Origin of the sequence: Mesorhizobium ciceri biovar biserrulae WSM1271, from assembly GCF_000185905.1 — a bacterium.
Lineage (GTDB): Bacteria > Pseudomonadota > Alphaproteobacteria > Rhizobiales > Rhizobiaceae > Mesorhizobium > Mesorhizobium ciceri.
This window is the reverse complement of record NC_014923.1, coordinates 5,312,562-5,337,509: the sequence shown is the minus strand read 5'-3', so window position 1 is coordinate 5,337,509 and position 24,948 is coordinate 5,312,562. Positions and strand designations below refer to the sequence as shown.

Sequence of the window (24,948 nt, the reverse complement as noted above, 5' to 3'; positions counted from 1 at the left end):
CATCACAAATCTTGACCTCGCATGCACTTGCACCTCTGGCCGCTGTCTGGCTTTTTGGGGTACCCATCGCAACGGACTGATTCGCGTCATGCCGCTCGATTGCAATATGCCCAAGGCAGTCTGCGGGTGGGTCGTGAAGCGCGCGCAATTGACGAAGGAGAAACAGGCATGGCCGAGTTCAAGAAGCCCGAAATCTCCGAGATGAGACCCAAGATCACCGTTATCGGCGTCGGCGGCGGCGGCGGCAATGCCGTCAACAACATGATCGCCGAGCAGCTTCAGGGTACCGAATTCATCGCCGCCAACACCGACGCGCAGGCGCTGACTATGTCCAAGGCGACGCGGCTGATCCAGCTTGGCGCTCATGTCACCGAAGGGCTGGGCGCCGGATCGCTTCCCGAGATCGGTCGCGCCGCGGCCGAGGAATCGCTCGACGAGATCATGGATCATCTGGCCGGCACGCATATGTGTTTCGTCACCGCCGGAATGGGCGGCGGCACGGGAACCGGTGCGGCTCCAATCATCGCCCAGGCGGCGCGCAAAGCCGGCATCCTGACGGTTGGCGTCGTCACCAAGCCGTTCACCTTTGAAGGCCGGCGCCGCATGCAGATGGCCGAAGAAGGCATCGAGCGGCTGCGCGAGAGCGCCGACACGGTGATCGTCATCCCGAACCAGAACCTGTTCAGGATCGCCGATGCCAAGACCACCTTCGCCGATGCGTTCGTCATTGCCGACCGGGTGCTCTATGCCGGCGTCAGCTGCATCACCGACCTCATCGTCAAGGAAGGCCTGATCAATCTCGACTTCGCCGATGTCAAATCCGTGATGCGCGACATGGGCCGCGCCATGATGGGCACCGGTGAGGCTTCCGGTGAAGGCCGCGCGATGAAGGCGGCCGAAGCCGCGATCGCCAACCCGCTGCTCGACGAAGTGTCGATGAAAGGCGCCAAGGGCGTGCTGGTCTCGATATCGGGCGGCAGGGACATGACCCTGTTTGAAGTCGACGAGGCCGCCACCCGCATTCGCGAAGAGGTCTACGAGGATGCCGACATCATCGTTGGCGCCATCTTCGACAAGGGCATGGAAGGCCGCTTCAGGGTCTCGGTCGTGGCGACGGGCCTCGACCGTGCTTTTGGCGCCGAGGATGCCGACGCCGGCATCGCGCGCGACCACGCCGGTCAGCCGGCGCGGACGCTTCAATAGTGTTCGGTAAACGGGCAGGGCGCTGCCGCGCTCCTGCCCTCGATACCAGCGTTCAGCTCAGCCGAACTTCGGGTCCAGACTGCCCGACTTGTAGCGCTTGGCCATTTCGGCGACCGGCAGCGGCTTGATCTTCTGCGCGTTGCCGGCGGTGCCGAACTGTTCGAAGCGCTCCTTGCAGAGCTTGCGCATGGCGGCCATGGCCGGTGTCAGATACTTGCGCGGGTCGAACTCGCTCGGGTTCTCGGTCAGCACCTTGCGGATGGCGCCGGTCAGCGCCATGCGGTTGTCGGTATCGATGTTGATCTTGCGCACGCCGTGCTTGATGCCGCGCTGGATTTCCTCGACCGGGACGCCCCAGGTCGGCTTCATCTGGCCGCCATATTTGTTGATGATCTCCTGCAGATCCTCCGGCACCGAGGACGAGCCGTGCATGACCAGGTGCATGTTCGGCAGGCGGCGATGGATCTCCTCGATGACGTTCATGGCCAGCACCGCGCCGTCCGGCTTGCGCGAGAATTTGTAGGCGCCATGGCTGGTGCCCATGGCAACCGCCAGCGCATCGACATGGGTGTCCTTGACGAATTCCACCGCCTGTTCGGGATCAGTCAAAAGCTGGTCGTGGCTGATCGCGCCTTCGACGCCGTGGCCGTCTTCCTGCTCGCCGCCGCCGCTTTCCAGCGAGCCGAGCACGCCGATCTCGCCTTCGACGGACACGCCGCCCCAATGCGCCATGTCGACGACGCGCTTGGTGATGCCGGAATTGTAGGCGTAGTCGGCCGGCGTCTTGCCGTCTTCCTTCAGCGATCCGTCCATCATGACGGAGGTGAAGCCGTACTGGATCGCGGTGACGCAGGTGGCTTCGTTGTTGCCATGGTCGAGATGCATGCAGACCGGAATGTCGGGATGGATTTCGACCAGCGCGTCGATCAGCTTGGCCAGCACCACGTCATTGGCATAGGCGCGCGCGCCGCGGCTAGCCTGCAGGATGACCGGCGACTTGGTCTCCTCGGCGGCCTCCATGATGGCGAGGCCCTGTTCCATGTTGTTCATGTTGAAAGCGGGCACGCCATAGCCGTATTCGGCGGCGTGGTCGAGCAATTGTCTCAGTGTTATGCGAGCCACCCAATAGTCTCCCGTATCTGGTTTCAAGCGCAACGTCGCGGGCCGGCCGGTTTGCCGGTCGGCCCTTGATGCTTCTGGCGGGATTTCAAGGGAACCGCAACCTTCGGAGCGCTTCTCGATCGCAATTCTTGTTGCAGGGTTGAAATCCGGCCAGTTTGACGACCTCAGGCCGCGATCAGGTCCCGCGCCGCCAGGAGTTGCACGCAGGCGTTCGCCGCTTCCTTGCCCTTGACGGTGAAGTGCTCGAAGAAGAAGCGGTGGTGCTCGGCGCTGTCGTGGCAGTTGTGCGGGGTGAGCACCGCCGACAGCACCGGCACGCCGGTCGACAGCTGCACGTTCATCATGCCGTCGATGACAGCACTTGCGACGAACTCATGCCGGTAGATGCCGCCATCGACCACAAAGGCCGTGCCGAGGATCGCGGCATAACGGCCGGTCCCGGCCAGGGTCTTGGCATGCAGGGGGATCTCATAGGCGCCGGGCACGTCGAAAATGTCGACGGTGAAGCGTTCGCCTCCCAGAGAGGCCAGTTCAGCTTCGAAGGCCTGTACGCACTGGTCGACGATGTCGGCATGCCAGCGCGCGCGGATAACGGCGATGCGGGTCGTTTCATAGTCTTTATGGGAATGCTGATTCATGGGTCCATCCTTCCGTTTCGAACCAGAATCAGGACGCACGATACGGATTAAGCCCGCAAAAAGCGGGCCGGCTTCCGTTTCGTCCTCTTCCATCCGGACTGTAACCGTCGGCTCCGGAATCACACCGGATCTGCTGACCTTTCCACTAGAGCGCCACGCGTCCCTTGGACGCGTAAAGGACGCTCTAGCACTTAAGAATCCACGCATTGATGCGTGGACCGGAAAGCGCTCGCGGGCTTGGGTAGAAACCCTTACCGCCGGTGGGGACTTTCACCCCGCCCTGAGAACATTAACGGCTTTGTATGAAAGGGCGGGGCGCTGCTGTCAACCGTGAGAAGGTTGGGCCAAGCACGTTCGACTACCGCGTGCGCCACGCCGCCGCCGATGCGGCGATCAGCATGAGCAGTGCTGCAACCATCACGCAGACAGCAAAGCCGAAGTTGGAATAAAGCGGCCCGAAGCTGGTGGTGCCGACAAAGACCGCGAGGTAAGTCACCGCACTGTTCAGGCCCATGATCGTGCCGCGCCGCGATGGATCGAGCGCCGACAGGCGCATCACCAGGACGTTCAGGCCGAAATGATTGGCCAGTCCCCAGATTGCCACCATGGTCAGGGTCAGCCCGAAACTGCCGCTCGTCGCCGCCATCGCGACGTAGACGACGGCGACAAGAAGATAGGCAAACGGCATGACGCGCCGCGCACCCAGTCTGTCGATGATGCCGTCGAGCAGAGCAGCCGTCCCGAAGCCTATGCCGTAGGCAAGCGCCGCCAGGCCGTTGGCGCTCACCGGCTGTCCAAGCCCGACATGAAGATGGTCGCCGAGATAGCCATAGACGCCGTAGAACGAAGTCATGAAGGCCGCGCACGCGACCAGCAGCGGCAGGATTCCGGGAATGCCGAGCGCTTCCAGCGGGGCGGGCGCCGGTCCGGCCTTCCTGGTGTCGCTGAGCGACGTCACTGTCAGTCCCATCCATGCAAGGGCCGCAAGCACCGCGACCGCCACGAAAACGGCGCGCCAATGCACAAGATCGGCAAGCACGGCCGACAGCGAGACGCCGGCGACCATGCTGAGCGTCCATCCGGTCAGCACGACGCCGATCGTGCCGCTCTCCCTGCCCGGTGGGGCGATGGCCGCCGCGCTGGCATAGATCGCCGGCATGGCGACGCCGGCGGCGATGCCGGCCAGCAGCTGTGCGGCGACCAGCATGATCACCGTGGGTGCCGCGGCGCTGGCGACCAGCGCCAGTGCCAACAGCAGCAGTGCGCCCTGCAGCATTCTGCGAGCACCGAGCCGGTCGATGTAGCGCGCCAGGAACAGCGCGCTGGCAGAGGTGCCGAGGCCGAACGCGGCCGCCGCAATCATCACGGCCGGCACGCTGGTTCCGAACGAAGAGGCGACAGCCGGTGCAATCGGACCCAGCACCAGCGAGTTCGAGCCGATGACCGCGATGCAGCCCGTCAACAGATAGGCAAGCGCCGGGATCGGGGCTCGGGCAGTCAATGGTGCAAGTTGATCAATGTTCGACATATCGGCATAATGGCCGTATTCTATTCAGCGGAGAACCAGGAATTTCGCCATGGATGAAGAAACAGATGGCATTCTGCAGAACAGGCCAGCGGCCCGCGATCTCGACGCGATAGACCGAAGAATATTAGGTGTCCTGGTCGATGATGCCACGATCAGCTACGCCGAACTCGGCGATCGCGTCGGCTTGTCGCCACCGGCAGCGCATGAGCGGGTCAAACGGCTCCGGCGCAGCGGCGCCATCCGCAACACGGTCACCATCATCGATCCCCGGGCGGTGAAAAAGCCTTTGCTTGCCTTTGTCCATATCGACACCAGGGGCTGGGGAAAGACGCCGGAACTGATGGCGGTCTCGCAATATCCCGAAGTGGAGGAAATCCATACCGTCGCCGGCGACACCTGCATGCTGCTGAAGGTCCGCACCGAAGACACCAGGGCCCTCGAAGGCCTTTTGGCGCGCCTCTACGAAACGCCGGGCGTCACCTCGACGCGCAGCTATGTGGTGCTCTCGACCTATCTGGAGCGGCCGGTGCAGCCGGGTATCACCGAGACTTGGCCGACACCCAAGCACATGGCCGAGCCTCTGTACTAGAAGCGAGCGGCTACGCCCGCTCGGGAAACATCTGCTTCAGGCCCTCGCGCGAGGCCTTGGCGACACCGCGCTCGGTGATCAGGCCGGTCACCAGCCGCGCCGGCGTCACGTCGAAGGCCGGGTTGGCCGCCGGCGTCGTCTCAGGCGAAATGCGCACCTGGGCAATCTCGCCGGCGGCGGTCTTGCCCCAGACCAGCGAGACCTCGTCGGCCGAGCGTTGCTCGATCGGGATTTCGGCCAGTCCGTCATGCACCGTCCAGTCGATGGTCGGCGACGGCAGCGCGACATAGAACGGCACGTCGTTGTCGGCGGCGGCGAGCGCCTTGAGATAGGTGCCGATCTTGTTGCAGACATCGCCGTCGGCCGTGGTGCGGTCGGTACCGACGATGACCATGTCGATTGCGCCGCGCTGCATCAGATGGCCGCCGGCATTGTCGACGATCAGCGTGTGCGGCACGCCGTGCCCGGCCATCTCCCAGGCGGTCAGCTGGGCGCCCTGGTTGCGCGGCCGCGTCTCGTCGACATAGACATGGACCGGAATGCCGGCTTCTGTGGCCAGGTAGATCGGCGCGGTCGCCGTGCCGTAATCGACCGTCGCCAGCCAGCCGGCATTGCAATGGGTCAGGATGTTGACCGGCTCGCCCTTCTGCTTGCGCGCCGCGATCGCCTTGATGATGGTGAGACCGTTCTCGCCGATGGCGCGGTTGAGGCCGACATCTTCGTCGGCGATCTCACTGGCCCGCCGATAGGCGGCTGCAGCGCGTTGTTCGGTAGGCAAAGGCCGCAGGAAGCGCCGCATTTCGTCCAGCGCCCAGCGCAGATTGATCGCGGTCGGCCGCGTCTCGTGCAGGGTCTCCCACACGGCGTCGAGCGCTGCATCCGACGCATCGTCGGCCATCTGCATGGCGACGCCATAGGCAGCGGTGACGCCGATCAGCGGCGCGCCGCGCACCCACATGTCGCGGATGGCGGTGGCGATGCCGGCAACCGTGCCGATCCTCTCGATGCGGAAATCATGCGGCAGCCAGCGCTGGTCGATGATATCGACCGAACGCCCGTCGTCGCTCAGCCAGATGGTGCGATAGTGGCGGTCGCCGACGTTCAAATGCTGCTCTCCTGTTCGATCAGCGCGGCCAGTTGGTTGACCTCGTCGATGCTGTGGATCTGGCGCCGGTTGACGGCGAGGTGGCGGCCGAATTTCAGCGCCTTTGCTTCACAACTGGCGCGCAGATCCTCGTCGGCAATGGTCTCGAAATCGGCATTGTGAGCGAGACCGAGGATGCGCCGGTGCAGTTCGACGCCGGCAAAGCCTAGCAGATCGGTCCAGATCTGGTGCAGCACATGGTCGAGCGCCTGCTCTGAGGCAAGGATGTCGCCCTGGTCCTCGAACAGGCTCTTTTGGTAGAGCATGCCGGTGCGCTCGCTGCGCCATAGATGCGAAAACTCGGCGCGGAACACCGCCCAGGTCTCGACCGTCACACCGAGCAGATAGGCGCGCATGGCGTCGCGCTTGCCCTTCTGTTCGTGACCGCGTTGCGAGAAGAAGGACATCCAGAAATTGGCAAGCAGCATGCCGACGTCGAAAGCCATCGGGCCGTAGAAGGCGAACTCCGGATCGATCATCCGGGTCTCCGTGTCGGTGACCATGATCGAACCGGAATGCAGGTCGCCATGCAGCAGCGTTTCGGCATTGGCGGCGAAGATGTGCTTCAGCCGCTGCGCCTCGACCTTGAGGTCGCGGTCGGCGCGCAGTTCGGCGACCAGGCCGTCGAGCTGCGGCGAGGTGTGCCGGTTCATCTTGGCATCGAAATAGGGATCGGAGAACACCAGGTTTTCGGTGATGTCGCAAAGCTCGACATTGTCGGCGAACAGCGCCAGATCGGCCTTGCGGTCCTTGGCGGCCATATGCAGGTCGGAGCCGCGAAACAGCGTCCGGGCCATGAACAGGCCGATATCCCGGGCGATGTTCGGCAGTTGGCGGCCGTCGATCAGGGCACGGCGCAGGATGATATGCGGCGGCGCAAGATATTCCATGATGATCAGCGCCTGGCATTCATCGAAATAATGGATCGCCGGCACTGACCCCGGCGCGCGCGCCTCTTGCCTGGTCAGCGCGTGATATTCGAAGAAGGAGCGCTTCAACGGCAGCGGCCAGCTGTCGCCGACCAGGCGGACATAGGGCAGGGCCTGCTTGACCACGGCCGCACCGCTGGCGCCTTCGACGATGAACACCAGGTTGAGATTGCCGTCGCCGACCTCGCGGACCTTCCAGGCGCCGGTGTCCTTGCCGATCTTCGCGCACAGCGCCTCGTTGCCGCCAAGGCGTGCAGCCAGGGTTTCGACCGACAGGGCTTCGAACGGCAATTCTTCAGTCATCGTTATCCTCCCGCATATGCGCTTCCAACATAACGGAGGCGTGGCGGCCGGGCCAAGCTAGGAAGCGATCTGGCAATTGTCAATCGTGTTGACAATTGCCGATACAGCCCATAGCGTCATGTCAGGGAGGAACGCATGGTCGGCAATGCCGTGTTCCGCGTAGAGGGACTGAGGAAATCCTTTGGCCATAACGAGGTGCTTGGCGGCGTCTCGCTGGAACTGCATGCCGGTGAAGTGACCGTGCTGATGGGCGCCAACGGCGCCGGCAAATCCACCCTCGTCAAGATCATCTCTGGTGTCTACGAACGCGGCGGCGGGACGATGGTGCTCGCCGACCAGGATTTCGCGCCGAAAACCCCGGCCGAGGCGATCCGCGCCGGCGTCGTCACCGTGCACCAGAACATCAATGACGGTGTCGTTGCCGATCTCGACGTCGCCACCAACCTGACGCTGGACCGGCTGAGCGGCAGCGGTGCGCCGACCCTGTTCAATCCAATGCGCGTGCGGCGAGAGGCCAAGGCGGTTGCCGACCGCATGGGGCTGGCCATCGATTTGAAGGCGCGGGTGAGTGATCTTTCGCTGGCCGATCGCCAGATGGTGGCGATTGCCCGCGCGCTGGCGCACAAGCCGAAAGTGCTGATCCTCGACGAGCCGACCTCATCGCTCTCCAGCGCCGAGGCTGATCGGCTGTTTGCCCTGATCGACAGGCTGCGCGAGCAAGGCGTGGCCATCCTCTACATCTCGCACCGTATGTCGGACATAAGGCGGCTGGCCGACCGCATCGTATCGATGCGGGACGGGATCATCTCAGGCATTTTCGACAAGAAACCGCTCGACTATGAAGGCGCGGTCAACGCCATGCTCGGCCGCAAGATCCATCTCGACCGGATTGTTGTCAGGGATTCGGCCAATGCCGTCTTCAAGATAGACGGTCTGCGCATCGCACAAGGCGCACGGCCGATCTCGCTGACGCTCGGCGACGGTGAGGTCGTTGCCATCACCGGCCTCGTCGGCGTCGGCAAGACGGCGCTTGCCGAGACGCTGTTTGGCGTGCGCCAGCCGCTGGCCGGCACAATGACGCTGAACGGCAGGCCTTATGCTCCTGAAACAGCCGGCGAGGCGATCGCCGCCGGCGTGTTCCTCGTTGCCAAGGACCGCGGCGAGAACGGCATCGTCGGCGGCTTCAACATCCAGGAAAATATCAGCCTGCCGTTTCACAAGCGCATGTCACGTTTCGCTGTTCTCAAGCGCCGTCTGGAACGCGCCACGGCGCGCCGGCAGATCGAGGAGCTGGGCATCGTCTGCCGCTCCGAGAAGGACGAGATGTCGGAGCTCTCCGGCGGCAACCAGCAGAAGGTGATGGTCGCCCGCTGGATGGCCCAGCATGCGAGACTGTTCATTCTGGACGAGCCGTTTCAGGGCGTCGATATTTCCGCCCGGCGCGACATCGCCGCCAAGCTCAGGGCCAGTGCAAACGGACGCGCCACGCTGCTGTTCGTCACCGAACTCGACGAGGCGCTGGAGACCGCCGATCGCATCCTGGTCATGTCGGAACAGACCATCGTCGGCGAGCACCGCAATGCCGATGTCGATCTCGACCGCCTGTTGGCCGAGGTCGCCGGCGGGCCGCTGCACAGTGCCGCCTGAGCACGGGCGTTAGGAATGGGAATGGAAAGAGCATGGGTTCGGATTGGCTAAAAACGGCAGCAGCGCGCGGGAGCGCCGAATGACATTGCGCGACCACGCCATCCGCTACGGCTTCATCGTGCTCTTGTTCGGGCTCGTCGCCTATTTCTCGATCGCCGCCGACGGTTTCGTTTCGCCGCAAAGTGCGGTTTTCATCTTCCAGTCGGTCGCCATCACCGGCGTGCTGGCGCTCGGCGTCACCGCCACGCTGGTCGTCGGAGGTTTTGATCTGTCGATCGGCTCGGTCGCCACCTCAGCCATGATGGCGGCCGCCTATGTCATGGTGGTGCTGGAGCAGAACGCCCTTGTCGCGGTCGTCGTCTGCCTGCTCATCGGCGCCATCGTCGGCCTGATCAATGGCTGGCTGATCGTCTACATGCGTGTGCCCGATCTGCTGGCGACGCTCGGCATGATGTTCCTGCTCGTCGGCCTGCAGCGCATTCCAACCGAAGGCCGCTCGATCGCCACCGGCATGACCATGCCGGACGGTTCGGTCGCCAACGGCAAATTCTCCGACGCCTTCCTGGCGCTCGGCCGCCACCGCTTCGACTTCTTCATCCCGAACCTCATTCCAGTGTCGGTGGTGGTGCTGCTCGTGCTCGCCGTGCTGATCTGGTTCTTCCTCGAATACACCCGTTTCGGCCGCATGATGTATGCCGTCGGCAGCAATGAGCGCGCCGCCGAACTCGCCGGTGCGCCTGTCAAGGCATACAAGATCTGGGCTTACGTCATTTCAGGTGTTTTTGCCTCGATCGGCGGCATTTTGCTCGCTGCCCGGCTTGGACGCGGCGACATCGCCTCGGGTAATAATCTGCTGCTCGATGCGGTTGCCGCGGCGCTGATCGGCTACGCGGTGCTGGGTGCCGCCAAGCCGAATGCGTTCGGCACCGCCATCGGCGCGCTGTTCGTCGGCATCTTGCTGCAAGGCCTGACGATGATGAACGCGCCTTACTACACGCAGGATTTCATCAAGGGCGTGGTTCTGGTCGTCGCCCTTGTCTTCACCTTTGCGCTTTCGGGCAGGGGCAGGAGATAGCTTTCGACCGGAACAGGATTTTCGAGTTCAACAAGAGTGGAGGAAAACAAAGTGAGCATTACAAGAAGACTTCTGGGGAAGGTGGCGCTCGGATTGGCCGGCGCAACCATGCTGATGCAGTTTCCGGCTTTTGCCGCGGACAAGCCGGCGCCCTTCGACAAGCCCGGCGTCAAGATCGCGCTGGTGCGCTATCTCTCGACCGGCGACTTCTTCCAGGCCTATCTCTCGGGCGTCGAGGCGCAGTCGAAGGCGCTCGGCATCGACCTGCGCGTCCTCGACAGCCGCCAGGATGCGGCTCTTCAGTCCGACATGGTCGATCAGGCCATCGCGCTCGGCGTGCAGGGTATCATCATCCAGCACGGCCTGACCGAATCGATGAAGGACGCCGCGCAGCGTGCGGTCGACGCCGGCATCAAGGTTGTGGCCTTCGACGTCAATGTCGAAAACCCCAAGATCCCGCAGATCGAACAGTCCGATCGCGACCTGGCCCGCCTCGCGCTCGAGCAGGCGGTCAAGGACAATGGCGAAAGCTGGAATGCCGGCTATGTCTATGTCGCCGGCATCGCGCCGCTCGACCGCCGCAACGAGACCTGGGTTGACGTCAAGAAGAAATATGCCGGCATCAAGGAAGTCGCGATGTTCGGCACGCTCGACAATCCGATCGCCAACTCCGTCGCCAACCAGGCGCGTTCGGTGCTGACGGCGCATCCCGACATCAAGGTGATGTTCGCTCCCTATGACGAATTCGCCAAGGGCGTGAAGATCGCTGTCGACGAAGCGGGCTTAAACAAGGGCATCAAGATCTATTCGGCCGACATTTCGACCTCGGACATCGCTGCGATGCGCGAGCCCGACAGCGCCTGGGCCGCGACCGCCGCGACCAACCCGGCCGTCGTCGGCCAGGTCTCGGTGCGTGCGCTGGCGCAGCTGCTGGCCGGTGAAGATCCGGGCCACAACGTCGTCGTGCCGCCGACACTGATCACCCAAAAGGACCTCATCGACAAGGACATCAAGAACATGGAGGACCTGTCGGCCAAGCTGCCGCAGTTCGCCCACGCCGATGTCGCGATGCCGGCCTGGATGCCGAACCCGAACGCCAAGTAACTTTCGCAATCGAAGGCCGCCTGCAGCCGCTTGCTGCAGGCGGCCTTTTTGCTGAATATCTGCAGCCGGCGCCAGGCTCCGGCCCAAGGTTCGGTGCGTGTATGCAAGTCCAAGCGGCAATCGAGGAAAACCTGTCCGGCGCCGTCGCCGGAACCTTGTTTCGATGCCCGCAGGCCACCACGGGTGTCGTGGTGCTGGGTGGGTCGAGTGGCCGCGTCGATGTCGGGCGCGCACGGCTCTTTGCAAACGAGGGCTCGTCGGCTTTGGCCCTGCAATGGTTTGGCGGTGAGGGCCAGCCTCCCGGAATATGCGAAATTCCCCTCGAAACCTTCTTCGCGGCAACCGATTGTCTCCTTGAAACAGGATGCCACCGCATCGTCTATGTCGGCACATCCAAGGGTGCCGAGGCCTCACTGCTTGCGGCGGTCCATGACCCGCGCATCGACGCTGTGGTCGCCATCAGCCCGTCATCGGTGATTTGGGGAAATATTGGTGCTGGCCGGGATGGCGTCAGTTGGCCTGAACGATCCTCATGGTCGCTCGACGGAATTCCCCTGCCGTTTGTGCCGACGGATCCAAACTGGACACCAGAATACGTGGATGGCTTGGTATCCTACAGGGGACTCTTCGAACATTGCTTGAAAACCTTCAGGCAGGAAGCGGCTGCGGCGACCATCCCCGTTGAGACCGCATCGGCCGAGATCCTGCTGGTCGCAGGCGGCGACGATGCGCTGTGGCCCTCCCTATGGTTCGCGACAGAAATTGTCCGGCGGCGCAGCGAAGCAGGCAAGATCACACATCTCGTGTCATCGCCGGATGCGGGGCATCGCATTCTCTTGCCTGGCGAGAACACACCACGCTCGACATTGCATGCACATGGCGGCAATGGCGAGGCCGATTCACGGTTGGGCAGAATGGCGTGGGAAGGCATCCGAGAACTGCTGTAGCTGCAGATCCCGAATACCTTCGCCTGTTTTGCGTCAGTCTCGGCCGGTTTTCCCTACCGCAGCGCTGCCGCGATATTGCCGCCGTCGACGGTCGTCACGTCGGCGGTGGTGCGGTCGGCCAGCGCGTGATGCAGGAAGGCCTGCGCCACGTCCTGCGCCGTCACTTCCTGGCCGAGCAGATTGCCGGACATGTAGTCCTTCTCCGACACGCCGCGCGCGCCTGAGCGGCTGGCAATCATGGCGTCGGTCAAAAGGCCCGAGCGGATACGGTCGGCGTTGACGGCGTTCGAGCGGATGCCATGCGCGCCATAGTCGAGCGCGTACTGCCTGGACAGGAACAGCGTCGCCGCCTTCGGCACGCCATAGGCGCCGAACTTCGGGCCGGGGTTGACGGCCTGCTTGGAGGTGTTGAACAGAAGCACGCCGCCGGTGCCCTGCTCGAGCATGATGCGCACGGCATTCTGCGCCACCGATTGGTGGGCGAAGAAATTGAGCTCGAAACTCTTGCGCAAAAGTGCATCGTCGAGCTCGCCGATGCGGCCTTCCCAGGCGGCGCCGGCATTGGAAACCAGGATGTCGACACCGCCGAACACGGCGACCGCTTTGTCGAAGGCGGCACGCACCTGTGCCGGGTCGGTGATGTCTGCGGCGACGCCGATCGAATTGTTGCCGGCTTTCTTCGCTGCATCGGCGGCTTTTTCGGCGTCGAGATCGACGACGACGGCATGGGCGCCATTGTCGGCGAACAGCTTTGCCGTCGCTGCACCGATCGCGCCGGCACCGCCGGTGATCAGCACCACCTGGCCGGTCAGCGGCTTCGGCTTGTTGGAGGCGAGCTTGGCCTGTTCCAGCGACCAGTATTCGAGCGGGAACAGGTCGGCCTTGGAAAGCGGATGGAACCGGCCGACGGCCTCGGCGCCACGCACTGCCTCGATCCACATCTCACCGACATCCGACGCGATCTTCGCGTCCTTCAGGGTGCGGCCGTGGCCGAACATGCCGAGGCCGGGCACCAGCGTCAGCCGCGGCATCTGGTCGAGCATGGTGCGCTTGACGTCGTCGAGCGCATCATTGGTTTCGAAATAGGCGCGATAATCCTTGGCGAACGCGTCGACATGGCTCTTGATCACCGCCTTGTAGTCGCCGGCCTTGTCGGCGTCGGGCGCCGGCAGCGCCATCGGCCCGGTCTTGATGCGGATCGACAGATCGGGCGTCGAGACGCCGCGCCCGGCATAATCGGCGATCTCGGCTGAATTGATGAAATCGACAATTACCGGCGAAGTGCGGAAATCGCTGACCATCCGGTCGAAGCGGCCTTCGCCGCGCGCTACCGCCACCGCGCCGCGCAGCATCGGCGCGATCGACGCCGGCGTCGCGAGCTTTGCCGGCAAGGCTGCCTTTGCCGCCTTCGGCTTGCCGCTTGCGGCAATATAGTCCTCGGCGACGTTCACATAATGGATCATCCGGTCGTAGGCCTGCTTCGCATCGTCGCCGAAGGTGAAGATGCCATGCTTGTCGAGGATCAGGCCCTCGACGTCAGGATCGGCGTCGAAGATGTCGGCAGCCGCCTTGGCGAGGTCGAAGCCGGGCATGATGTAAGGCACGTAACCCATCTTGCTGCCGAAAACCGTCTTCACCAGCGGCTTGGAGTCCTCCTGGTCGACGATGGCGAGAATGGCGGTCGAGTGCGTGTGGTCGACGAATTTGTGCGGCAGGAAGGCATGCAGCAACGTCTCGACCGACGGGTTGGGCGAGGACGGATCGATGAGGTTGACGCGTTGCAGGGCAACCATGTCCTCGTCGGCCAGCCTGTTCAGCGCGCGCGCCTTGAGCAGCGGCTTGAGCTTGACCGCCGGCAGGCCCTGCGGCTCGATGACGCCCATGTCCCAGCCGCTGCCCTTGACGCACAGCACGTCCCACTGGTCGCCGACGAGGTCGGTTGCCGTCGTCTTGCAAGAGGTGTTGCCGCCGCCATGCAGGACCAGCCGTGGTTCGCCGCCGAGCAGCCGGGTCGTGTAGACGCGCAGCGCCAGGTCGCGGCCGACACCCTTTTTCGCGTAGTCTGCGACGAGTTTTTCGGCGGCTTCGTCATTCCACAAATTCTTCATGTTCGCTTCGTCCGGTTGTTTGTCTTTGATGGTGAAACAGGAATGCCGCGACGCTTTGATGACAATGCGCCGGCGACGGAGAGGGGATTTCCTAGGAGGCCTTTTCTGTCGTGGCAGCAGCATGGTCCAGAAGCCGCTGCGCCATGTGCGCGCCGACCACCAGATGCGTGCAAAGGCCGCCGGCGATCGCCGCGAGCAGCGGTTCGAACTTGCTGTCCTCCTGCACCACCACCAACCGCCTGGCGATGGCGCGCAGCGATGCAAGCTCGGCGGAGATCACCCGCCTGTTATAACTGCAGTCGAGCACCTTGCCCTCGGCGTCTATGATCTGCCCGGCAATTACGCCGGCAGCGCCTTGGCTGCGCAGATCCGCCATTTCACTTGGCGTCAGCGCGCCGCATTTGACCAGATGGCTGTCGGCGTCGACCGCGCCGACCGAGTATAACGCCAGGTCGCATTCGCCGACACCCGACAATTGTTCCCGGATCACCGGCTCGGCACGCAGCGCACGCGCAAGTTCTTCCGTAGACAGCACCAGCGGCGCGTAGAAATTGAGCCCTTTGGCGTTGAGCCGCCGCGCGATTTCCATAGTGCATTGGTCGGGGCGATAGGAATAGGGCGCGCCGAGATTGCCGCAGAGCTGCACCACCGTGACATCCTGCAGATCGGCATAGGACATGACGTCGGCAATCATATAGACGGTGCGGCCCCAGGCGACGCCGATGCGGTCGCCCTTCTTGACCAGTTCGAGAAAGACGCTCGCCGCCAGCACGGCGATTTCCGTCGACGGGTCGGCAATATGATCATTCTCCGGCGCGATCCAGACGGCGTCGAGGCTCAGCGCATCCTCGAGCTTGCGCGCCAGCACGTCGTCGGTGAAAAGCTGGGTCGAAGTCGAGATGTTGACGATGCCGGTCTCGCGCGCCTTGCGCAGGTACATGGCGACCGAGGCACGGGAAATGTTAAGCTGGCTCGCCACCTGGTCCTGCCGCAGGCCATGGGCATAGTAGAGCCAGGCGGCCTTGTGGATGAGTTGTTCTGCCGGTCGGATCGCCATGCCGTCTCCTCAGCTGACATTATTCACGGCTCTCGACAAAAGTCAAACTGGGCAGAGGTATGCGATGCTCCCGCTTGCGCCGAATCTGGTTCATCATTGTGCCGAATGCGCTCTGTCGTGGCATCGTTTGTGGTGACGCGGCCCGAGCCTGTGATTAGAACGTCTGAAAGAAAATCGCGGGGAGCATGGGATGGGCAATCCTTACGAACAGGATCTCGACAAGAACGCGGCCAACCATCAGCCGCTGACGCCGCTCACCTATCTGGAGCGCGCGGCCAAGACCTATCCCGACCATATCGCCATCATCCATGGCCGTCAGCGCATCGACTATCGCACTTTCTGGCAGCGGTCGCTGAAGCTTGCCTCGGCCCTTCAGAAGCGCGGCATCGGCAAGGGCGACACCGTCACCGTCATGCTGTCAAACACGCCGCCGATGCTGGAGGCGCATTTCGGCGTGCCGATGACCAAGGCGGTGCTGCATTCGCTCAACACCCGCCTCGATGCGGCGGTCATCGCCTTCCAACTCGATCATGCCGAGACCAAGGTGCTGATCGTCGACCGCGAATTCTCCGGCGTCGTCAAGCAGGCCCTGGAACTGGCCAGGGTCAAGCCGCTGGTCATCGACTATGACGATCCCGAATACGCCGCCGACGCGCCGTACCCAAAGGGCGAGCGGGTAGGCTCACTGGACTATGAGGCATTTGTCGCAGGCGGCGACGCGGACTTCGCCTGGTCGATGCCCGACGACGAGTGGGATGCGATTTCGCTCAACTACACGTCCGGAACGACGGGCAATCCGAAGGGCGTCGTCTACCACCATCGCGGTGCGGCCCTGATGGCCTACACCAACACCATCCATGCCGGCATGGCCAAGCACGCGGTCTATTTGTGGACGCTGCCGATGTTCCACTGCAATGGCTGGTGCTTTCCCTGGACGCTCGCCGTCCAGGCTGGCACCCATGTCTGTCTGCGCTGGGTGCGGCCGAAGCCGATCTACGATGCGATCGCCGATCAGGGCGTCACCCATCTGTGCGGCGCGCCGGTCGTCATGTCGGTGCTGATCAATGCCAGGGACGAGGACAAGCGCGCATTTCCGCAGACGGTCACTTTCAACACGGCTGCAGCACCCCCGCCGGAAGCCGTGCTGTCGGGGATGGCGGATGCCGGCTTTGCCGTCACCCATCTCTACGGCCTGACCGAGACCTATGGCCCGGCGGTCGTCAACGAATGGCACGGCGCCTGGGATGATCTCGAAAAGGGCGAGCGCAGCGCCAGGAAGGCGCGGCAGGGCGTGCGCTATGCAGCGCTCGAAGGCCTGACGGTCATGGACCCCGAGACGATGCGGACGACACCGGCCGACGGCGAGACAATCGGCGAGGTCATGTTCCGCGGCAACATCGTCATGAAAGGCTACCTGAAAAACCGCAAGGCGAGCGACGAAGCCTTCGCCGGCGGCTGGTTCCATTCCGGCGATCTCGGCGTCATGCACCCCGATGGCTACATCCAGCTCAAGGACCGCTCCAAGGACATCATCATCTCCGGTGGCGAGAACATTTCCTCTATCGAGGTCGAGGACGCGCTCTACAAGCACCCGTCGGTTGCCTCTTGCGGCGTCGTCGCCAGGCCCGACGACAAATGGGGCGAAGTGCCTGTTGCCTATGTCGAGCTGAAACCCGGCAAGGTCGCGACCGAAGCCGAGATCATCGATCACTGCCGCGCGCTGCTTGCCCGGTTCAAAGTGCCGAAGGCGGTCATCTTCGCCGAAATCCCGAAAACCTCGACCGGCAAGATCCAGAAATTCCGGCTACGCGAGATGGCCAAGGGGGCTTAGCTGCATCGCCACCCATGCTTCGCCTCGACAATTTGTCGCGGGCTTCGTCATCCTAGGGTGTAGCAGTCGCGAGCGACGTCGCGGAAACCCTGGAGCTGCTCCGCAGCCCAAGGGATCCATGCCGTCACCTTGCGGCCGAGCTCCGACAGTCGAGAATGGCGGCTGCAGGCTACAGCTCGCTGACCGGTGTAACCTGTTGATCCGTCGCACTCTTTGACCAACGTCGCGGCATGGATCCTAGGGTCTGCGCCGCGTCGCTTCGCTCCTTGCTTCGCCCCAGGATGACGAATTCATCAGGGCCAGCCGCTAACAGCGATCGTCGATTCCACCTTCTCCCTGTCACCATCTGTCATCATTCGTACGTGTATACCGAATCCGCATTGACAGGTCCTTCTTTTCGATTTACGAGTGATGAAAATCAAAATTCGTCACTCGTAAATCGATAGAGGATCATGTCCGAAGCCGCCACCATAGTCGCCGAAGCCGCCCGACAGGAAAATGTAACGCGCATTCTCGATTGCGCCGAGCGCCTGTTCCGGCACTATGGCTACGGCAAGACCAATGTCGCCGACATTGCGCGTGAGCTCGGCATGTCGCCGGCCAACATCTACCGTTTCTTCGCCTCCAAGGTCGAAATCCACCAGGCCGTCTGCGGCCGGATGCTCGGCGCCAGCTACAAGATGGCCTACGAGATTTCGCGCCTGCCGATCAGCGCCGAGGAGCGGCTCCGGCGCTACGTGCATGCGCAATACAAGATGACGATGGAGGTCATGCTCGACGACCAGAAGGTCCACGAGATGGTCATCGTCGCCCTCGAACGGGATTGGGGTGTGATCGACAAGCATGTCGACAGCATTCACGACCTGTTCGCGGAAATCATTCGTGACGGGATCGAGGCCGGTGAGTTCAGAAAACAGGATCCGGTTATCGCGTCTCGCTGTTTCGGCGCCGCGACCGTCATCCTGTGTCACCCGCAGATGGTGGCGCAATGCCTTGCCAAGACCAACCGGGCAATGCCTGACGACCTCGTCGACTATGCAATCAAGGCCTTGAAGTAGCCTCCGCCCGTCGGGCGCCGGTTTCAACGATTCATCTCCATTTCGGGAGTACGCGCGTGTCTTCGTTCAGTTCAATCATCGGCAGGCTGCCGGCTGTAGGCCCGGTGCTGCTTGTCACCGCCACTCTCGGGCTTGCCGGCTGCAGCCAGGAAAAAGCCGAAGTCAAGGATATCATCCGCCCGGTCAAGGTTGTCGAGATCGCGAAGGTACATGACACCCGCACGCTCTCCTATTCCGGGTCGGTGAGGGCCCGCACCGAGAGCGCTCTGGCATTCCGCGTCAATGGCAAGATCACCGAGCGCCTCGTCGATATCGGCCAGCATGTGGCCTCGGGCGATGTGCTCGCCCGCATCGATCCCATTGACTACGACCTTTCGGTCAAGAGCGCGCAGGCAGCGCTCGATGCCGCCGAGCGGCAGGTCGAGACCGTGGAACTCGCCCGCAAGCGTGCCGAGCAGCTTTTTGCCAAGAATTTTGCCCCGAAATCACAGCTCGAACAGGCGACCTTGACCTATGACCAAGCGGTCGCCACCCGTGATTCCGCCCTTTCGACACTGGCTCAGGCGAAGAACCAGGTCGGTTATACCGATCTCAAGGCCGACAGGGATGGCATCGTCACCACGGTCAGCGCCGACGTTGGCCAGGTGGTCGGTTCCGGCACGCCGGTTGTCACTGTCGCTGTCGACGGCGAAAAGGAAGTGCTGATCGCCGTCCCCGAAATGGAAATCGCCGAATTCAAGCCGGGCAAGGCGGTCAAGGCGGGCTTCTGGTCGGACGATGCGCTGGCGCTCGACGGCAAGGTCCGCGAAGTCGCCGGCAGCGCCGATCCGCAATCACGCACCTTTGCCGTCCGCGTCAGCCTGCCCAACGATCCGCGTGTGCTGCTCGGCATGACCGCCAGCATCGAAGCCACGGCGGCCAATGAGCGGCAGCTGGTCTCGATCCCCCTGAGCGCACTGGCCGAGCAAGGCACCCAATCGATCGTCTGGACCGTCGATCGTGGCGCCGACACCGTTCATGCTCGTCCGATCAAGGTTGCCGAGTTCGCCGCCGATGGCGTGCGTGTCGCGGAGGGTTTGAAACCCGGCGATGTCGTGGTCGCCGCCGGCACGCAATTCATGACCGAGAACCTCAAGGTGAAGCTCGCCGGTGATACGGCGCTGCAATCGGCATCCGCGGCGGACGGCGACGCCAAGCAGGTGCGCTGACGACAGACAACCGGCTGCGCGTTCCCGCAGCCGCTGGTTTCCGGGCGGCAGGCGCCCGACCGAGACGCTCGATTGATGTAACCCCCACATCGATTTCGCGTCCCACCGCGATGAGTGCTTCTCCGCTGGGAGAGCCTTGCCGCCCGGAAGCCACTACGAACCCTCGATTTTGTTGCGCTAGATAGATGGACCAGCGTCGATGACCAATTCCACGGAAGAGAAGCGGCCCTTCAACCTGTCGCGCTGGGCAATCGGCCATCCCGCCATTGCGCGGTTCCTGTTCGGCCTGATCATCATTTCCGGCGCGCTCGGCCTGATGCGCATGGGCCAGAAGGAAGATCCCGATTTCACCTTCCGGGTCATGGTCGTCCAGGCGATCTGGCCGGGCTCCTCGATCCAGGAGATGGAAGACCAGGTCGTCAACAAGATCGAACGCAAGCTGCAGGAGACGCCGCATCTCGATTTCGTGCGCTCCTTCACCCGCGCCGGCAGCGCCATCATCACCGTGCAGATCAAGGGCGACACCAACACCGCCGAGGTGACCGACGCCTTCTACCAGGTGCGCAAGAAGGTCGGTGACATTGCCGGTGACTTGCCGCAAGGTCTGCTCGGCCCCTATTTCAACGACGAATTCGGCGACACCTTCATCACCCTGCATTCGATCAGCGGCGACGGCTTCAGCTATCCCGAGCTGAAGAAGTTCGCCATCCAGGCGCGCGACATGCTTTTGACGACGCCCGGCGTCGAGAAGGCCGTCATCATCGGCGACCAGCCTGAAAAGCTCTACATCGACGTCTCGTCCAAGGCCCTGGCCGAACGCGGCCTGACGCTGACCGATCTGCAGAATGCGATCAAGGGACAGAACAATGTCGACCCGGCCGGCTCCGTCGATACCGGCACCAACTCGGTGCGCATTTCCGTCGAGGGCGATGTCGGCAAGGTCGAGGATATCAGGAACCTGCGCCTGCGCGCCGGCGGTCAGGTCACGAGGCTGGGCGACATCGCCACGGTGAGTTCGGGGTTGCAGGATCCGTTCCAGCGAAAGTACCGCTTCAACGGTCACGACAGCGTGCAGTTGGGCGTCGTCATGGCCAAGGGCTTCAAGGTTACCGATGTCGGCAAGGATGTCGAGGCCACCTACAAGCGTTTCGAAGAGGCGCTGCCCTACGGCGTTGCCGTCGACCAGATCTCCGACCAGCCGGGCGTCGTCACCGATGCGGTGGCGGAGTTCATGCATGCGCTTGGCGAAGCGTTGCTGATCGTGCTCGTCGTCTCGTTCCTGTCGATCGGTTGGCGTTCCGGCCTGGTCATCGCCATCGCCATCCCGCTGGTGCTGGCCGCGACCTTCGCCATCATGTACGAGCTCGGCATCGACCTGCAGCGCATCTCGCTCGGCGCGCTGATCATCGCGCTCGGTCTTCTGGTCGACGACGCGATGATCGTCGTCGAGATGATGGAGCGCAAGCTGGAGGAGGGAATGGTCAAGGTCGAGGCGGCGAGCTTCGCCTATTCCTCGACCGCCTTCCCGATGCTGACCGGCACGCTGATCACCACGGCCGGCTTTATTCCGGTCGGCTTCGCGGCCTCGACCGCCGGCGAATATGTCCGCACGCTGTTCTATGTCGTCGGCATCGCGCTGATCGTCTCCTGGTTCGTCGCGGTCTATTTCACGCCATGGCTCGGCAACATGATCCTCAAGCAGCGCAAGCATGCCGGCAGCCATCACGATGTCTTCGACACGCGTTTCTACCGCCGGCTTCGTGCCACCGTCAGCTGGGCCGTGCGCCATCGCATCATCGTCCTGGTGATGACGCTGGTCACCTTCGGCACCAGCCTATGGGCTTTCCAGTTCATTCCGCAGAACTTCTTCCCGCAATCGTCGCGGCCGGAAATCCTCGTCGACCTTTGGCTGCCGGAAGGCACCAGCATCAAGGAAGTCGAGGCGCAGGCCAAGGCGCTCGAGACCAAGATGATGGACGACAAGGACAAGCGTTTCATCGCCACCTATATCGGCGAGGGCGCGCCGCGCTTCTTCCTGCCGCTCGACCAGCAGCTGAGCAACCCCAACTTTGCCCAGTTGCTCGTCATGGCCAATGACGAACCGGCTCGCGAGCGTCTGATCGTCAAGTTGCGCACCGTCCTGGCGCAAGACTTCCCGTCCATCCGTGCCAAGGTCGATCGTCTGTTCCTCGGTCCGCCGACCGGCTGGCCGGTGCAGATGCGCGTCATGGGGCCGGATCGCCAGGAGGTGCGCCGCATCGCCGACCAGGTGAAGGCAAAGTTCCGTGAAGATCCGCTGCTTGGCGCCGTGCATGATGACTGGCTGGAGCCGGTTCCGGCGATGAAGCTGGTCATCGACCAGGATCGTGCCCGCGCACTCGGCGTCACCTCGCAGCGCATCCGCCAGATGCTGCAGGCGACGATGTCCGGCGCGCCGCTCGACGACTTCCGCGACGGCGAGGAGACGGTGTCCATCGTCGCCCGCGAGCCGAATGCCAGCCGCAGCCTGCTGTCCTCGGTCGACTCGGTCTATATCCCGACCGACTTCGGCGGATTCGTGCCGCTGTCGCAGGTGGCCAAGGTGGTGCCGGTGCTGGAGCAAGGCATCGAATGGCGCCGCGACCGCCTGCCGACCATCAGCGTGCGCGCCACCTTGCCCGACGGCGTGCAGTCCAACGACGTCGTCACCAAGATGTACAACGACATGAAGGACCTGCGTGCGGGTCTGGCGCCCGGTTACAAGATCGAAATCCAGGGCGGTGCGGAGGATTCGGCGGAAAGCCAGGCTTCGATCGCCGCCAAGGCACCGATCATGCTGGCCGTCATTGTCGTGCTTTTGATGATCCAGCTGCAGAACTTCGGCAAGGCGATGCTGGTGCTGGCGACCGGTCCGCTTGGCATTATCGGTGCTGCCGCGGCGCTCCTGATCAGCGGTGCGCCGTTCGGCTTCGTCGCCATTCTCGGCGTCATCGCGCTGCTCGGCATCATCATGCGCAACTCGATCATCCTGGTCGACCAGATCGACCAGGACATCGCCGCGGGCATGGACCGCTACGAGGCCATCATCGGTTCGGCCGTTCGCCGTTTCCGGCCGATCACGCTGACGGCGCTGACGGCGGTGCTGGCGCTGATCCCGATCTCGCGCGGCGTCTTCTGGGGTCCGCTCGCCTACGCCATGATGGGCGGCATCCTGGTTGCCACGGTGCTGACCATCCTGGTCCTGCCGGCCGGTTACGCCCTGTTCTTCGGCCGGGAGCCGAAGAAGCGCGGGGCGGAGGGACGGACGGACGATCTGGAACTGAGCCAGGAAGCCGAAAAGCCGCAACTGGCGCTGGCCGCCGAATAGATCGATCGCGCCAGTCGAAAAGGATCGGGCGCGCCGAAGCGCGCCCGATCCTTTTTATTTTTATGAGGTCAGATGACGAAGAACCAGTTGGCGAGCAGCATCACCACCACGCCGGCGACCAGCGTCAGATAGGGCAGCATGCCCGCCTTTTTGACCGAGAGGTCGGCCCCCGTCATGCCGAGATCGGCCAGCATGTGGTCGGGGAACTTGCCCTTGTCCTGAATGTAGTGTCGGAAGCAGAACACCGGGATGATCAGCGCTGCCGTGATCAGGCCGGCCCACAGCGCCATCGGGTTCCATACCTTGGCACCGGCGCCCATGAAGATCGCGTTGACATAGGCGAAGATCGCCCCGATCCCGAGCAGCCAGCTCGGCGCCTTCCAGGGCCGTGCGATATGGCCGTTGTCGATGCGGTGGATCCAGCCGGCGTTGAGGTTGAGGAAGTTGAAGATGATGTAACCGCAATTCGACACGGCGAGGATGAAGAAGAAGCTCGTCGCGTCGGCCGAGGCGATGGCCAGCACGATCAGATTGAAGACGAGATCGGTCCACATTGCCCGTGTCGGCGCACCATGTTCGTTGACATGGCTGAGATAGCGCGGCAGCCAGCCGTCGACCGAGCCCTGGTAGAGCGTACGCGAAGAGCCGGCCATGGCCGTCATGATGCACAGCACCAGCGCCAGGATCATCAGCATCACCAACAGGCTGTGGACTAGCGCGCCGCCGCCGACCATGCCGGCCAGCGCGTCGGCGACCCCGGAGCCGTCGACGATCGGCGTCGCCAGCATACCGTTGAGGCCAAGCACGCCCTGGAAGGTGAACGGCACCAGGATGAACAGCAGCATGCACAGAAGGCCGGAATAGAAAATCGCCTTGAACGTGTCGGTGCCGGGGTTCTTGAACTCGGATGTGTAGCAGACGGCGGTCTCGAAGCCGTAGGTCGACCAGGCGGCGATGAACATACCACCAAGCACCAGCGTCCAGCCGGCGATGTTCCAGGCACCGGGCTCGGGCGCGTAGGCTGCGGCCAGCGGCACCAGCGGCGAAAAATTCGCCCAGTTGATCTGGCCGGTGACGATCGGCACCACGCCGACGATCAGCATCGGGATGATGACCAAGAGGCCGATGTATTTCTGCACATTGGCGGTGCCGAGAATGCCGCGATGCTGGATCGCAAAGATGATCAGCATCAGCACTGCGCCGATGAAGAAGGTCGCGTTGAAGGTGAACGAGACCGGTCCCAGCGTGTGGCTGTAAAGCGTCCAGTTGCGGATTGCCGGCGTCGCCGCCGCGGTCACCGCTGTGATGGCGTCGGCGGCACTCGTCCCGGCATGCGCGGCGATATAGGCGACGACATCGGGTGAGGTTTCGGTGAACAGCGGCACTGGCGCCAGCGCATTGAGGATGTAGGCGGCGGCGATCGAGCAGCCGAGCGACAGCACCGGCGACCAGGCGAACCAGTTGCACCAGACAGACAGCGGCGCGATGAACTTGGAATAGCGCAGCCAGGCGGTGGCGCCGTAGATCGACGCGCCGCCCGACTTGTTCGGAAACAGGCCGGCGATTTCGGCATAGGTGAAGGATTGCAGGAAGCCCATGATCATGGAGAAGATCCAGATCGCGAAGGCCAGCGTGCCGGTCGTGCCGGCAATGCCGCCGATCGAGAACAGGACCAGGGCCGGCACGCCGCTCGCCACCCAGAAGGCGCCGCGCCAGTCGATATTTCGGTGCAACTTGCCTTCGGCAAGCGGCTCCAGGACAGTCGTTATCGTGCTCATATGTCTTTGTTCCCCATTTTGATGTTCCCCGTTCGTGACGGCCGCGACTTCGCGAGGCTTCATCATCGACGCATGCTTTGGGCGGCTGTCGGTGTTTCCACTCAGTCGCATTTTTTTCTTAACAGTGAAGATTGATCCGGCGCGCTTTCAGGTCAAGCGATTTGTCGCGCCGTGCACATCACGCTTGCGAAACATGTCGGCTTCACACTGCCGCGGTGGGATTGTTCGGAAAAGGACCAAGGGTCAGGAAGCGAAAAACCCGCCGGAGGCGGGTCGCGGCGCAAATCAGCACCATGGACGAATATGTAGCATAGCTGCCCTCAGCAGGTCAAG

18 protein-coding genes and 1 riboswitch are annotated in these 24,948 nt (G+C 63.1%); of the genes, 10 read left to right on the top strand and 8 right to left on the bottom strand.

What is annotated here, in order from left to right; translation table 11 throughout:
* Nucleotides 1-168: 168 nt before the first annotated feature.
* Entirely contained in the window at nucleotides 169-1,203 is a 1,035-nt protein-coding gene (ftsZ, locus tag MESCI_RS25950; RefSeq protein WP_013532929.1) for a cell division protein FtsZ, read from the top strand.
* A 57-nt stretch (nucleotides 1,204-1,260) separates the two neighbouring features.
* Here ftsZ and fba read toward each other — a convergent pair whose 3' ends face one another.
* The 3 genes from fba to MESCI_RS25935 all read right to left on the bottom strand — a co-directional run bounded on the left by fba (nucleotide 1,261) and on the right by MESCI_RS25935 (nucleotide 4,491).
* On the bottom strand, nucleotides 1,261-2,325 hold the full coding sequence (gene fba, locus MESCI_RS25945) for a class II fructose-bisphosphate aldolase (protein ID WP_013532928.1): 1,065 nt from the start codon (nucleotides 2,323-2,325) through the stop codon (nucleotides 1,261-1,263).
* Between the two features lie 164 nt (nucleotides 2,326-2,489).
* Complete coding sequence (locus MESCI_RS25940; RefSeq protein ID WP_013532927.1) at nucleotides 2,490-2,963, bottom strand: 6,7-dimethyl-8-ribityllumazine synthase; 474 nt, start codon at nucleotides 2,961-2,963, stop codon at nucleotides 2,490-2,492.
* Nucleotides 2,964-3,040: 77 nt separating this feature from the next.
* A riboswitch (FMN riboswitch) is annotated at nucleotides 3,041-3,255 on the bottom strand.
* 66 nt (nucleotides 3,256-3,321) lie between these two features.
* Nucleotides 3,322-4,491, bottom strand: coding sequence for an MFS transporter (locus MESCI_RS25935; protein WP_013532926.1), 1,170 nt, complete (start codon nucleotides 4,489-4,491; stop codon nucleotides 3,322-3,324).
* Nucleotides 4,492-4,540: 49 nt separating this feature from the next.
* On the opposite strand from MESCI_RS25935, the gene MESCI_RS25930 reads away from it, so the two are divergent.
* Nucleotides 4,541-5,080 (top strand): Lrp/AsnC family transcriptional regulator, encoded by a 540-nt coding sequence (locus tag MESCI_RS25930; RefSeq protein ID WP_013532925.1) that lies wholly within the window; start codon nucleotides 4,541-4,543, stop codon nucleotides 5,078-5,080.
* Between the two features lie 10 nt (nucleotides 5,081-5,090).
* On the opposite strand, the gene mtnA is transcribed toward MESCI_RS25930, so the two are convergent.
* Together mtnA and mtnK are read right to left on the bottom strand one after the other, a co-directional pair.
* Entirely contained in the window at nucleotides 5,091-6,185 is a 1,095-nt protein-coding gene (gene mtnA / locus MESCI_RS25925; protein ID WP_013532924.1) for an S-methyl-5-thioribose-1-phosphate isomerase, read from the bottom strand.
* Nucleotides 6,182-7,456, bottom strand: a complete 1,275-nt coding sequence (gene mtnK / locus MESCI_RS25920; protein ID WP_013532923.1) for an S-methyl-5-thioribose kinase — start codon at nucleotides 7,454-7,456, stop codon at nucleotides 6,182-6,184. The genes mtnA and mtnK overlap by 4 nt, the downstream gene beginning before the upstream one ends.
* Nucleotides 7,457-7,591: 135 nt before the next feature.
* On the opposite strand from mtnK, the gene MESCI_RS25915 reads away from it, so the two are divergent.
* From MESCI_RS25915 to MESCI_RS25900, 4 genes are all read left to right on the top strand, one after another.
* Nucleotides 7,592-9,103 (top strand): sugar ABC transporter ATP-binding protein, encoded by a 1,512-nt coding sequence (locus tag MESCI_RS25915; RefSeq protein WP_013532922.1) that lies wholly within the window; start codon nucleotides 7,592-7,594, stop codon nucleotides 9,101-9,103.
* Between the two features lie 79 nt (nucleotides 9,104-9,182).
* Nucleotides 9,183-10,178 carry an ABC transporter permease gene (locus tag MESCI_RS25910; protein WP_013532921.1) on the top strand — a complete coding sequence of 332 codons (996 nt, stop codon included), beginning with the start codon at nucleotides 9,183-9,185 and terminating at the stop codon, nucleotides 10,176-10,178.
* 51 nt (nucleotides 10,179-10,229) lie between these two features.
* The gene (locus MESCI_RS25905; RefSeq protein WP_013532920.1) at nucleotides 10,230-11,282 is read left to right on the top strand and encodes a substrate-binding domain-containing protein; all 1,053 of its coding nucleotides are present in this window, start codon (nucleotides 10,230-10,232) and stop codon (nucleotides 11,280-11,282) included.
* Nucleotides 11,283-11,383: 101 nt separating this feature from the next.
* Entirely contained in the window at nucleotides 11,384-12,229 is an 846-nt protein-coding gene (locus MESCI_RS25900; RefSeq protein ID WP_013532919.1) for an acyl-CoA thioester hydrolase/BAAT C-terminal domain-containing protein, read from the top strand.
* A gap of 53 nt (nucleotides 12,230-12,282) precedes the next feature.
* Here MESCI_RS25900 and MESCI_RS25895 read toward each other — a convergent pair whose 3' ends face one another.
* Together MESCI_RS25895 and MESCI_RS25890 are read right to left on the bottom strand one after the other, a co-directional pair.
* The gene (locus MESCI_RS25895) at nucleotides 12,283-14,337 is read right to left on the bottom strand and encodes a bifunctional aldolase/short-chain dehydrogenase (RefSeq protein ID WP_013532918.1); all 2,055 of its coding nucleotides are present in this window, start codon (nucleotides 14,335-14,337) and stop codon (nucleotides 12,283-12,285) included.
* Between the two features lie 91 nt (nucleotides 14,338-14,428).
* Nucleotides 14,429-15,394 (bottom strand): sugar-binding transcriptional regulator, encoded by a 966-nt coding sequence (locus MESCI_RS25890; RefSeq protein WP_013532917.1) that lies wholly within the window; start codon nucleotides 15,392-15,394, stop codon nucleotides 14,429-14,431.
* 190 nt (nucleotides 15,395-15,584) lie between these two features.
* Here MESCI_RS25890 and MESCI_RS25885 point away from each other — a divergent pair, with 190 nt between their 5' ends.
* The 4 genes from MESCI_RS25885 (at nucleotide 15,585) to MESCI_RS25870 (ending at nucleotide 22,837) form a co-directional block, all read left to right on the top strand.
* Nucleotides 15,585-17,225 carry an acyl-CoA synthetase gene (locus MESCI_RS25885; protein ID WP_013532916.1) on the top strand — a complete coding sequence of 547 codons (1,641 nt, stop codon included), beginning with the start codon at nucleotides 15,585-15,587 and terminating at the stop codon, nucleotides 17,223-17,225.
* A gap of 452 nt (nucleotides 17,226-17,677) precedes the next feature.
* Nucleotides 17,678-18,283, top strand: coding sequence for a TetR/AcrR family transcriptional regulator (locus MESCI_RS25880; RefSeq protein WP_013532915.1), 606 nt, complete (start codon nucleotides 17,678-17,680; stop codon nucleotides 18,281-18,283).
* Nucleotides 18,284-18,339: 56 nt separating this feature from the next.
* Nucleotides 18,340-19,491 (top strand): efflux RND transporter periplasmic adaptor subunit, encoded by a 1,152-nt coding sequence (locus MESCI_RS25875; RefSeq protein WP_013532914.1) that lies wholly within the window; start codon nucleotides 18,340-18,342, stop codon nucleotides 19,489-19,491.
* Nucleotides 19,492-19,690: 199 nt separating this feature from the next.
* Complete coding sequence (locus MESCI_RS25870; RefSeq protein WP_013532913.1) at nucleotides 19,691-22,837, top strand: efflux RND transporter permease subunit; 3,147 nt, start codon at nucleotides 19,691-19,693, stop codon at nucleotides 22,835-22,837.
* 68 nt (nucleotides 22,838-22,905) lie between these two features.
* Here MESCI_RS25870 and MESCI_RS25865 read toward each other — a convergent pair whose 3' ends face one another.
* On the bottom strand, nucleotides 22,906-24,615 hold the full coding sequence (locus tag MESCI_RS25865) for a trimethylamine N-oxide permease (RefSeq protein ID WP_013532912.1): 1,710 nt from the start codon (nucleotides 24,613-24,615) through the stop codon (nucleotides 22,906-22,908).
* Nucleotides 24,616-24,948: the final 333 nt, after the last annotated feature.